This window comes from Stenotrophomonas sp. VV52 (genome assembly GCF_002893095.1).
GTDB classification, from domain to species: domain Bacteria; phylum Pseudomonadota; class Gammaproteobacteria; order Xanthomonadales; family Xanthomonadaceae; genus Stenotrophomonas; species Stenotrophomonas aracearum.
On sequence record NZ_PKQQ01000001.1, the window covers coordinates 610,432 to 623,105 of the forward strand.

At 66.4% G+C, this 12,674-nt stretch carries 4 protein-coding genes; 1 reads left to right on the forward strand and 3 read right to left on the reverse strand.

Annotated elements, in window-relative coordinates; all coding sequences use genetic code 11:
* Window positions 1-28 precede the first annotated feature (28 nt).
* Entirely contained in the window at window positions 29-7,273 is a 7,245-nt protein-coding gene (locus tag C2U58_RS20360) for a calcium-binding protein (protein WP_301182350.1), read from the forward strand.
* A gap of 43 nt (window positions 7,274-7,316) precedes the next feature.
* Here C2U58_RS20360 and C2U58_RS05255 read toward each other — a convergent pair whose 3' ends face one another.
* From C2U58_RS05255 to imuA, 3 genes are read right to left on the reverse strand one after another with little or no spacing between them, the layout of a single operon-like run.
* A complete protein-coding gene (locus C2U58_RS05255; RefSeq protein ID WP_102944840.1) occupies window positions 7,317-10,418 on the reverse strand; it encodes an error-prone DNA polymerase in 3,102 nt (1,033 codons plus the stop codon).
* The gene (locus C2U58_RS05260) at window positions 10,415-11,830 is read right to left on the reverse strand and encodes a DNA polymerase Y family protein (RefSeq protein ID WP_102944841.1); all 1,416 of its coding nucleotides are present in this window, start codon (window positions 11,828-11,830) and stop codon (window positions 10,415-10,417) included. Before C2U58_RS05260 ends, C2U58_RS05255 begins: the two co-directional genes overlap by 4 nt.
* 9 nt (window positions 11,831-11,839) lie before the next feature.
* Window positions 11,840-12,457, reverse strand: a complete 618-nt coding sequence (imuA, locus tag C2U58_RS05265; RefSeq protein WP_102944842.1) for a translesion DNA synthesis-associated protein ImuA — start codon at window positions 12,455-12,457, stop codon at window positions 11,840-11,842.
* Between the last annotated feature and the right edge of the window lie 217 nt (window positions 12,458-12,674).

Here is a 12,674-nt window from a genome sequence, read left to right on the forward strand (position 1 = left end):
GGTACAGTCCCCAGGAGCGAATGGAATCATGTCCGGCTACTCAATCGAGATCGTTACCCTTCCCATCGTAAACGTGCCTGGAATAGGCGAGATTGCGGGCCACAATTTCATCCGCATGCGCGACCCGAATGGAAACATTCTAGGAGAAATGCACGGCCTCGCGACCGGGACGGACGGGAAGATCAAGCCCATGGGTTACCTTCCCAGTGACCGTCTGGTGACATACGACTACTACAGCTACGACCAGTTCTATTCACAGCCGGGACAGCCCAGCCAGACCCTGTTTGAAGGCTCGCTCTCCGACGTCACGACAAAGTGGCAGTCCGCCATGAACGCCATGGACCAGATGAACTCCATGGACCTTGGTTACCCACCGGGTGGCGTACTGGGGCCCAACAGCAATTCTGTCGCAAACACGCTGGTCAATGCGATGGGGCTGCAGGCTGGCGACTTCGAGAATCTGATCACACCCTTCGACGATGTCGATCTGCTGAACATGCCGAGCTGGGAGGACTACTACAACGCCCTGCCGCAGTCGACGCGTGACTGGATTGAGCAGCAGATCGACAATCTGAAGCGCGAGTTCCTCGATTCGCCGCTGGGCGACGCCTTCCGAAACATCAAGGATACCTTCGAGCGCCTGCGTGATCTTCTCAAAGATCCCACCTATCGGATCGTGCGATATGACCCGCTCGCCTTGGACCTCGACGGTGACGGAGTGGTCCGTACCCGCGCAGAGAATGGCGCGGCCGGCGCGCTTTTCGACCACAACGGCGATGGGATTCGTACCGCAACCGGCTGGGTCGATGCGTCCGACGGCCTGCTGGTTTGGGACCGGAATGGTAATGGAAAGGTCGAAGACGGCACGGAGCTGTTCGGCGACAGCACCACTGCCGCCGGTGCCGGATTCACCACCGGGTTCCAGGCATTGGCCAGTCTGGACTCCAACGGCGACGGAGTAATCGATGCGCAGGATCAGCGATTCAACGAAATCAAGGTGTGGCAGGATCTGGATGGCGACGGGATCAGCGATACCGGCGAGCTGAAGACACTCATGGAACTTGGCATTCTCAGCTTCTCGCTGGCCTCCACCAATGTGGGTAATGGCGCTGTAGAGGGCGGAAGGCTGTTCGGAACGGGTAGCTTTACCCGCCGTGCGAGCGACGGCAGCACCGTCACCGGCGTGATGCAGGATTTCCTGTTCGATCAGGATGGCGTGCACAGTGAGTACGTCGACGCCATCGAGGTCGACGCGTCGCTGCGTGACCTGCCCAACCTGCATGGGATCGGGCGCTTGCGCGAGCTGCACCAGGCGGCGACGCTCTCCCCGGCGCTGGCGACCGCCCTGCAGGCCTTGGCTGCCGCGAGCGGCCGCGATGGCCTGGAGGGTCGTGTCGCCGATGTGCTGATCGCCTGGGCACGGACCAATCCCAGCTTCAGCGACAGCGGCATCCAGCTGTTTGCAGGCGGCGGGGTCGAAGATCCTAACTCGTCGAACATCGTCAATCTGACACCGGGGCAGGTGGTGGTGTGGCCCGACCCGACGTGGTTGTCTGAAGAGCACTGGGAGATGGTGCGCGTCGTCGAGGCGCTGCTTGGCAACGAGACGCCAATCACCGGCCTGTACTGGGGTTCGGAGACAATCCAGCAGTACCAGGCAATCTATGACAGCTACTTCGAACTCGCCTATCAGAGCCTCGCATCGCAGACGCGCTTGCGCCCGTACCTGGATGCCATCGACATCCGCTGGGCCGGCTTCAACAGCGTTGCGTATGACTTCACGGCGATGTTCGGACTGCTCGACGCACAGTATGCGCTGAACCCCGTGGACGCGGTGGTAGACCTGGCCGAGCTGCTGCACGCACAGCTCGGATCCCTGGCGCAGGAGGGCCTATTGGAAGGTACGACACGCCTGCGCGGCTGGGTACAGACGCTCGGGGCAGACGCCACAGTAGCCAGCGCGTTGCAGCGCCTGGACATGCAGTTCCTGCTAGGGGACAGCACAGTGTTGGGTGGCAGTGCCGACGCCGATATCCTGATCGGCAGTGCCCAGGCGACAGGGTGGCAAACCCTACGTGGCGGTGCCGGTGACGATATCCTGATTGGAGACGACGGTAGCGACAACCTGCAGGGGGATGCCGGCGACGACCACTTGTTCGGAGGCGCGCACGGCGACCAGCTCAGTGGCGGGGATGGCGATGACCTGCTGGCCGGTGACGACGGCGATGACGTGCTGTACGGGGATGCCGGCGACGACGTGCTCCAGGGGGGGGCAGGCAACGACCAGCTGCACGGTGGGGCGGGGAATGATCGGCTCGAAGGCGGTGCGGGGGACGACTACCTCTCGGGTGGCAGCGGCAACGACACGTATGTATTCGGTCGCGGCAGTGGCTACGACCGGATCAACAACTGGGATAACGGTGCCGCCCGCTCGGATGTGCTGCAGTTCGGACTTGGCATCCGTGCTGCGGATGTCCGTATGTGGCGTAGCGGCGACTATCTGTGCATCACCCTCAACGGTACCGATGATCGGGTCGATATACAGGAGTTCTTCGAAGCCGACGGCACCAGCGCCTACCGGATCGATGCCTTCCGCTTCACAGACGGCACCGTCTGGACAGTGGCCGACGTCAAGGCTCGGGTGCTTGCCGCTACTGATGGCGATGACGATCTGTATGGCTACGAAAGCGACGATGTGATCACCGGTGGCAGCAGTAATGACTGGCTGTCCGGCCGCGGGGGCAATGACACCCTGTTCGGCGGTGCCGGCGCGGACACCCTGCATGGCGACGAGGGTAATGACAGCCTGGACGGGGGAGAGGGAGCCGACAGCCTGAGTGGCGGCGCGGGTGACGACGTGCTGCGGGGCGGCGCAGACGACGACCGTCTGGATGGCGGCGAGGGCAACGATCGTCTTCACGGAGGCACCGGCAGTGACACGCTGGATGGCGGACGGGGTAATGACACGTATCTGTTCGCACAGGGGGACGGCGCCGATGTCATCCGTAGCTACGACGACGCGGCGGGGCGCATCGATGTCCTGGAATTCCAGGCCGGAATCAGCGCCGCCGACGTGACCGCGTCACGGCAGGGCGACGATCTGGTGCTGGACCTGGCTGGTGACGACCAGGTACGCGTCCAGTACTACTTCCAGGACGACGGCCTTGGGGCCTGGCGTATCGACGAAGTTCGTTTCTCGGACGGCACTACCTGGACCCTGGCCGACATTCGCGCCCTCGTGCAGGCGTCGACCAGCGGCGATGACCTGCTGCAGGGATATGCCGGCGCCGACGACATTGATGGTGGTTTGGGCAACGACACCGTCCGCGGCGGCGCTGGTAATGACCTGCTCGCCGGCGGCGAAGGCGACGACATGCTGCATGGCGAGGATGGCGATGACACGCTGGCGGGCGGCGCTGGCAGCGACACGCTATTCGGCGACGACGGCAATGATTCCCTCAGCGGTGGCGAGGGGGTCGATGCGCTGCATGGTGGATTCGGTGACGATGTGCTCGACGGCGGAGATGCGGGCGACTGGCTGGCCGGCGCGCAGGGCAATGACACGCTGTTCGGCGGGGCCGGGGACGATCGGCTTCTTGGTGGCGACGACAATGACCACCTGTACGGCGGCACCGGCACTGACGTGCTGGAAGGCAATGCCGGCGATGATGTGTTCCATTTCGCACGTGGCGATGGGCGCGACACGATCATCGACAGTGAAGGCGAGAGCGAGCTTCGCGTGACCGGCTACAGCACGGACGAGCTGGTCCTGCGGCGCGACGGTAGCGCGATGGTTATCCAGTTCGGACCTGCTTCCAATGATGAGGTGCGGTGGGAGAACATCTTCGATGCCAACACCGGCATGGCGCTACGCGGCTTGACGTTGCATGTGGGGGACGCGGCAGCCCGGCTGTTGACGCCTGCGGTTCTGGATGCTGAAGTTCTGGTTGGCACGGCGGCGGACGACCTTGTTTTCGGCAATGCATCGGGCAACGTGATCGATGCAGGTGCAGGCAATGACGTGGTTCATGCCGGTGCGGGCGACGATGCCGTAAGCGGAGGCGACGGCATCGACGTACTCTGGGGTGAGCAGGGCAATGATCAGTTGCTGGGCGGCAGCGGCGACGATCTACTGTACGGTGGCGAAGGCCAGGACATACTGGCTGGTGGCCTTGGAGCGGATCTCCTCGACGGTGGCAGTGGTGCGGACCAGCTCGCGGGTGGAGAGGGCGATGATCTCTACCATGTCGACGACGCGATGGACCAGGTGATCGAGCTCGCCGGCGCAGGCCAGGATCGCATCGTCTCGACTGTCTCATACACGCTCCAGGATAGCGTGGAGGTGCTGGAGCTTGCCGGCTACGCTGACATCGACGCGCGTGGTAACGCGGAGGCCAATCAGCTGGTAGGCAATGCTGGCGTGAACCTGCTTCAGGGTCTTGCCGGTGATGACATCCTGCACGGCCAAGCCGGCAACGATAGGCTGGAAGGCGGCGCGGGCAACGACGTGCTCGACGGTGGCACGGGTGACGATGTGCTGGTTGGGGGTAGCGGCAATGACGTCTATCACGTGGACAGTGGCTACGACGCGATCCATGAGAGTGCTGGAGAGGGCGCCGACACGGTGTATGCGAGCAGCGATTACGCGCTTTCGCTGAACCTGGAGCGCCTGATTCAGGTGGAAGGAAGCACCGCCCGTGAGGCGACCGGCAACGCGGGTGACAACGAGTTGATTGGCAACAGCGCCGACAACGTCCTGGATGGCGGCGGTGGCGCCGACATCCTGGTAGGCGGCTTGGGCAACGACACCTTCCGTGTCGACCATGTGGGCGATAGCGTGGTGGAGCTGGACGGCGAAGGCCAGGATACCGTCGAGACGACCATCGACTACGCGCTCGGCGACACGGTGGAGAACCTGACCCTGATGGGTGATTCCGATCTGCAGGGTACCGGCAATCACGGAAGCAATGTCCTGATTGGCAATGCAGGCAACAACAGGCTGGATGGCGGGCTGGGCGGCGACACGATGTATGGCGGCCTGGGCAATGACACGTTCATCCACGAGAGCAGCGCTGACTGGGTGGTGGAGTACGCAGGCGAGGGTGTCGATACCGTCGAGCGGCGCTACGAAACCAATCTTGTGCTGTTCGATGAGGTGGAGAACCTGATCCTCGCGGCCGGTGTGAAGACTGGCAATGGCAATGCGTTGGACAACACGCTGACGGGCAACTCGGGAGCCAATACGCTCGGCGGATGGGACGGAGACGACCTGCTGTATGGTCTGGATGGAGACGATTCCCTGTTTGGCGGAACCGGCGGCGATCGGCTGGAGGGTGGTGCTGGCAACGACTACCACGATGGTGGTGAAGGCATCGATACGATGATCGGTGGAATCGGTGATGACATCTACATCACCGACGACAGTCTGGACGTGGTGGTCGAGGCGGCCTCCGCCGGACGCGATCAGGTGCAGTCCAGCGCAAGCTATGCGCTGTCGGCCAATGTTGAAAACCTGTTCCTGACTGGTGATTCTGCAATTGATGGCACTGGCAACGATCTCGACAACTATCTGGCCGGTAACAGCGCCTCCAATGTGCTCCTCGGTGGCGGGGGGCACGACACCTTGGTGGGTGGGGGTGGCGACGATCTGCTGTCGGGAGGCGCCGGCGATGACAAGTATGTGTTCGACGCAGGTGCCGGCAGCGACCGCATCGAGAACACCGGCGGCGGCTTCGACGGGGTGTTCTTTACCGGCGGAATCAGTCGCGATCGGATTGGATTCCGGCGCGAGGGAGACGACCTGCTGATCGTGCTGGACGGAGCGGCCACGCCGTCGGTGCGTGTCACCAACCATTTCCTGGGCGGAGACGCTGCCATCGACTACGTGCAGCCCGACGGCGGCGCATATCTCACTACCGCGCAGATCAATCAGATTGTTGCCGGAGGAAGCACCGGCGGCCAATTCGACCAGGTGATCCAGGGCACGGCTGCTGCCGAGCAGTTGGTCGGAAGCGCTGGCAAGGACCTGATCGAGGGGCTGGGTGGCGCAGACACGCTGTTTGGGATGGCAGGTAACGATACCCTGCGGGGCGGCGACGGAAATGACTACCTCGCTGGCGGCAGCGGCAGCGGTACCGGATCCGGCGATGACCGGCTGGAAGGTGGGCTGGGCAACGACACGCTACGCGGCGAGGATGGCAGCAACGTGCTGTTCGGCGGGGCGGGTGATGACCAGTACGTCTACGGCGGCGGGTTTGACACGATCGACAACACCGGAGGTGGTACCGACTGGTTGATCTTCCAGAACGGGATCACGCAATCGGCACTGGGGTTTGCCCGGGAGGGAGATGACCTGGTGATTACCGTGAATGGATCTGCCACCCAGAAGGTTACGGTTACGGGCCATTTCCTCGGCGGGGATCTCGCACTGGATTACCTGCAGGCGGCCACTGGCAATGCGCTCAATACTGCGGCGATCAACGCCCTGGTGACTCCGCCAGGTCCGGGCACTCCCGGGGGTGGGAACAATTCGGACTACCCCTCTCAGATCACGGGTACTGCCGCAGGAGAGCAGCTGGTTGGAACCAGTGGGCGTGACCGCATCCAGGGATTGGCCGGCAATGACACGCTGTTCGGCATGGGCGGCGGCGACAAGCTGGAGGGGGGCGATGGCAACGACTATTTGTCCGGGGGCAACGGCAACTTCAGCGGATCCGGCGTCGACATTCTCATGGGTGGCGCCGGGGATGATCAGCTGGTGGGTGAGGATGGCGACGACCTCCTGTTCGGTGGCACCGGTAACGACACCTACTTCTACCGCGCGGGTAGCGGTGCCGATACGGTGGACAACACGGGGGGGGGCACCGATTGGCTGTACTTCGACGGTATCGCCCGTAATCGGCTGACGTATCACCGACAAGGCGATGATCTGCTGGTCCGGGTGGATGGCAGTGCGACCCAGCAGATGCGTGTGCTCAAACACTTCCTGGGCGGCGAGTTTGCCATTGCATTCGTACAGCCGGGAGATGGCGGGAATGCGGTGTCTGCGTCGACCATCGCGGGTCAGTTGAGTCCGCTTGCTGCCGCGCGATCGGCCGAAGGCCGCAGCGCGGTGGCGGAAACGCAACGGCTGGTTGATGCGTTGGGGGCGTTCGGGGCATCGTCAGTCTCCGACTGGAGCAACGCGGTACCGCTCGATCGGTCCTCGCCGCTATTGGGTGCTTACGCCCACGAGCGCCTGCGTGCTGATGTGGCAGCGCACGTGATGGGATAAGTCGGGTCGTACGCGCAGGGCCGGTGGGTAGCCGGCCCTGCGTTCAATGAAAATCACGGCTGTGGGTACGCACGCCGTCAATCAGCTCGTCCAGGTTGTGCATGCGCTGCACGATCAGGTGCTGTACGCCGTCGACGCGTTCCAGGCGGCCGTCGATCTGCATCAGCCGGGCTTCCACCAGCACCCGGTGCTGGCGGTCGGCGGTCTTGCGCCAGACCACGGCGTTGACCATGCCGCATTCGTCTTCCAGGGTCAGGAAGGTCACCCCGCTGGCGGTCTGCGGGCGCTGGCGCATGCGCACCAGCCCGGCGAAGCGCACGCTGCGCCCGTGCGGCAGCGCGGCCAACTGGTCCGAGCGCTGGCAGCGGCGCGCCTCCAGGTCGGCACGGATGAACGAGACCATGTGCTGGCCCAGGGTGGTGCCGGTGCTGTTGTAGTCGGCCTGCATGTCCTCGAACGCACTCGGTGCGGGTAGCGGTACCTCGGCTTCGGCGGTGGCGCGCACGGCTTCGAACAGCGGTAGCGGTTTCTCCACGCCGGAGACATCCCAGCGGGCGCGATGGCGGTGGCCGCTCAGCCCCTTGAGCGCGCCGGCGTCGGCCAGCAGGCCCTGGTGGCGGCGGTCCAGCCGGGCGCGCTGGCTGAGGTCGGCCACGCTGTCGAACGGGTAGCGGCTGCGCGCCTGCATCACTGCCAGGGCCACCTCTTCGCTGAAACCATCGACCATGCGCAGGCCGAGCCGGATGCCGGGCAGGGCATCGCCCTGCGCAGCCGGCACCAGCGTGCAGTCCCAGTCGCTGTGGCGTACGTCCACCGGCAGTACCGGCACCCCATGTCGGCGCGCGTCCTGCAGGATCTGGTCGGGGGTGTAGAAACCCAGCGGCTGGCTGTTGATCAGGCTTGCGGCGAACGCGGTTGGGTGGTGGCACTTGAGCCAGCAGCTCACGTAGGTGATCAGTGCGAAGCTGGCCGCGTGGCTTTCCGGGAAGCCATAGCTGCCGAAGCCCTTGATCTGCTCGAACAGGCGCTCGCCGTACTCGCGGCTGTAGCCACGCGTTGCCATGCCGGCCAGCAGTTTGTCGCGGTGTGGCTCCAGCCCGCCGTGGCGCTTCCAGGCCGCCATCGAACGCCGCAACGCGTCGGCTTCGCCGGGGCTGAAGCCGGCCGCAGCCACCGCCAGTTGCATCACCTGTTCCTGGAACAAGGGCACGCCCAGGGTACGCTTGAACACCTTTTCCAGTTCCGGCGGGTAGTCGATTTCTTCGATGCCTTCTTCCTTGAGGCGTTTGCGGCGGTTGAGGTAGGGGTGGACCATGTCGCCCTGGATCGGGCCGGGGCGCACGATCGCCACTTCGATCACCAGGTCGTAGAAGCAGCGCGGCTGCATGCGCGGCAGCATCGCCATCTGCGCGCGCGATTCGATCTGGAACACGCCCAGCGTGTCGGCGCGGCAGATCATGTCGTAGGTGGCGGTGTCGTCGGCCGGAATGTCGGCCATGCCCATCGCCGGGGCGCCATGCGCGTGCAGCATGGCCAGGCATTTGCGCACGGCGGTGAGCATGCCCAGCGCCAGGCAGTCGACCTTCATCAGGCCGGTGGCGTCGAGGTCGTCCTTGTCCCACTGGATCACGGTGCGGTCGGCCATGGCCGCGTTTTCCACCGGCACCAGGCTGGACAGCGGGTATTCGGAAATCACGAAACCGCCCGGGTGCTGGGAAAGATGGCGCGGAAAGTCGACCAGTTCGGCGGTGAGTGCCACCAGCCGCTGCATCAGCGGCGTGTCCGGGTCGAAGCCGCGCTCGCGCAGCGCGTCGGGCAGCGGTTCGTGGCTGCTCCAGCGGTCCAGGCAGGCGGCCAGCTCGTTGACCTGGTCCGGCGGCAGGCCGAGCACGCGGGCGACGTCGCGCACCGCGCTGCGGCCGCGGTAGCTGATCGCCACGGCGGTGAGCGCGGCCCGTTCGCGGCCGTAGCGGTTGAACACGTACTGCAGCACTTCCTCGCGGCGTTCGTGTTCGAAATCGATGTCGATGTCCGGCGGTTCGTCGCGTTCTTCGGAGATGAAGCGTTCGAACAGCAGTTCCATGTGGCTGGGGTCGATCTCGGTCACGCCCAGCACGAAGCACACCGAGGAATTGGCGGCCGATCCGCGGCCTTGGCACAGGATCTGCTGGCTGCGCGCGAAGCGCACGATGTCGTGCACGGTCAGGAAGTAGGACTCGTACTGCTTGAGGTGGATCAGGCGCAGCTCGTGTTCGATCTGGCGGCGCTGGTCTTCGGTGGCACCGCCGGGCCAGCGCCACTGCATGCCCTGTTCGACCAGCACGCGCAGCCAGCTGGCCGGGTCGTGGCCCTCGGGTACCAGCTCGCGCGGGTAGGTGTACTGCAGCTGGGCCAGGTCGAAGCGGCAGCGCTCGGCGATGCGCAGGGTTTCTTCCAGCAGTTCGGCCGGGTACACCGCCGCCAGCGCCTGGCGGCTGCGCAGGTGGCGTTCGCCATTGGGGAACAGGTGCCAGCCGGCGTCGGCGATGGTGCAGTGCTGGCGGATCGCGGTGAGCGTGTCCTGCAGCGCACGGCGGCGGCGCACGTGCATGTGCACGTCGCCACTGGCCACCAGCGGCAGGTCGTGGGCGTAGCCGAATTCCAGCAGCGCTTCCAGCCGCGCCACGTCGTCGGCGTCACGGTGCAGCTCCACCGCCAGCCAGGTGCGGTGCGGGAAACGCGCGTGCAGCCAGGCGGCATCGTCGGCGGTGGGCGCATGGGAGGGCCACAGGCACAGCAGGCCCTCGGGCAGGGCCTCGAAGTCTTCGCGCAGGCAGCGGTACTGGCCCTTGGCAGCGCGCCGGCGGCAGCGGGTGATCAGTTCGCACAACCCGGCATAGCCGGCCAGGTCGGTGCACAGCAGCACCACCTTGGGGCCGTCTTCGATCTGGAATTCGGCGCCGGTGATCAGCGCCAGCTGGTGCTTCTTCGCCGCCTGCCAGGCGCGCACGATGCCGGCCAGCGAACATTCGTCGGTGATGGCCAGCGCGCGGTAGCCCTGTTCCTTCGCGCGCGCGAACAGCTCCTCGGCGATGGAGGCGCCGCGCTGGAAACTGAAGGCCGAGAGGCAATGCAGTTCGGCATAGTCGGGCAGGGCCGTGCTCATGCGAACCAGCCGTGCAGCATGAAGGGGCCATGCCGCGCGCCGGCGGCGGTGAAGGCCCAGCCGCGCTGGCCGAGCGCGGTTTCCACCACGTAGTAGTCGCGGCGCACATCGTCTTCGTCCCACCAGCCCGATTCGATGCGTTCGGGTCCGGACAGGATGCGCAGGTCCGGGTCGTACAGCGGCTGCGGGGTGGCCAGCAGCCAGCCCGGGCGCAGCGGCAGCACCGGCGGTGGACCCTTGGCCGCCTGGGCCGGGGTGCCGGTAGCGCGTTCGGGCCGGTGTTCGGCGCGCAGCGCCACGCCCTGCACGGCGTCGTCGCCGAGTCGCGCGCGCAGGCGTTCGCGCAGCTGTTCCCACGGCATGGCCTGCTGCGGGCGCGGGTCGAACAGGTCGCGCGCGGCCGGCACGAACGGCGGCAGGTGCTCGGCCTGCAGGCGCAGCCCGCGGCTGCCGGCGGGCAGGCGCAGGTGGTCGACGCGATTGCGGGCCAGCTCGAACAGCATCGCCGCGTCGCGTTCGGGGGCGAGCAGGCCGACGGTCAGCCGCGTGTCCGGGTGCTGTTCGTGTTCGAACCACAGGTCGAACTGCTGCGCGCCGCCATCGCGCGAACACAGGAACGCGGCAAGGTCGGCGGTGAGCCGGCGCAGCGGGAACAGCAGGGCCTGGGTGGAGTCGATCTCGTAATCGAACTCGATGCGCGCATCGAACCGGTCCGGGGGGCGGAAGTACTGCAGCGGCGGGCTGCCGATGCCGCGCAGCGCATCCAGGTGGGCCAGCACCTGGGCCGGGAAGCGCCGGGCCAGGCTGTCGCGGGGCAGGGCGAAGGCCGCGCCCAGGCTGCGCAGCCCGGAGCGGGCCAATACCGTGACCGCCTCGGTGGGCAGGCCGCTGCGTTCGATCGGAATCTGCGCCAGTGCCGGTTCCAGCGCGTCGGCATCCACGCCCAGCCGCGCGTGCACGCCGCTCAGCACCCAGGCTGCGTGCGGGTTCGGTGCGGCCACCAGCCGGTGGCGGAAGCCGAGTTCTTTCAGGCCGTCGCGCAGGCGCTGTTCAATCGCCGCCCAGTCGCCGAACAGGGCGCGGCTGGCGCCAATCTCCAAAGCCAGCGCATGCGGGAAGGCCAGGCTGACCTGCGAGCTGATGCCGTACAGCCAGCTGGCCAGCAGCTGGCGGGTGTCCTGTTCGGCGCGTGGGTCGTAGTCCACGGTGAGCATGTCGCGGGTGAGCACCTGCGCGGCCGAGAGCAGCATGCCGCGACGCAGGCCGAGCTGGCGCGCGGCCGGGCTGACCGCATGCAGCACCCGGCGCTGCGCCGGGCCGGTGACCAGCACCAGCGGCGCGCGCGGATCCGGCTGCTGGCGCAGGGCGGCGTCCAGCGCCAGTTGAGGCAGCAACAGGCAGGCCCACTGCATGGCGGCGCCTCAATGGGCCAGGGCCAGCGGCAACGGCTGCGCCGGTGCCATGCCGCCGCGGCATTTGAGGACCCGCACCTGGCCGGCGTCGAGCTGCAGGCGCAACGGGGCGGGGGAGGGGTTGCGCGCCTGGCGGCTGTCGCGGAAGGCGAAGCCCAGGCACTGCCCGGTTTCGGCGGCGACCTGCAGGCGGCGCAGGGCGCGGTCGTCGGCCTGCTGCGGCCAGCACAGCACGGCGGCGCAGGCGGCCGAGCGCAGGCACTGTTCGGCCGCCCACAAGGCCTCGCGCGGGTTGGCATGGACGACCTGCAGCTGGCTCAGGGCGAGCCCGGCCCCGGCCCAGCCGGGTGCGTGCGGCAGGTGTGGCGGGGCGACCAGCACCACGGTCTGCTGGAGCTGGCTGAGCCGGGCCAGGGTGGGCCAGACCAATGCCAGCTCGCCTTGGCCGGGCGCGCCCAGCAGCACCTCGGACAGGGCCGAAGGCGGCCAGCCGCCGCCAGGCAGCCGGCTGTCCAGCGCGGGGTGCCCGGTCGGGTGGGCCGCCACCTCGGGCACCGCCGCACGCGGCTGCCCGCGCCAGACCTGGCGGCTTTCCAGCAGCTGGTCCAGGGCTCTTACAGCGGCCATGGACGTGCCTCCCGGAAGGGCAGGGGCGAGCGGAGACGGGCAGGAAACCTGAACATGAAGCGAGCGTAGGCAGGGTCGGTGTCAAGGGGTGAGACCGACATGCTAGCGTGTTTTAGCAGAATTACTAATGAATTCTCCGGGTACTCGGGACCCTCAGGTGCTCATGATTCTGGACCGAAGAGCAGCCACGCAGGGCGTGGCTCTACCGGTGTCGGGG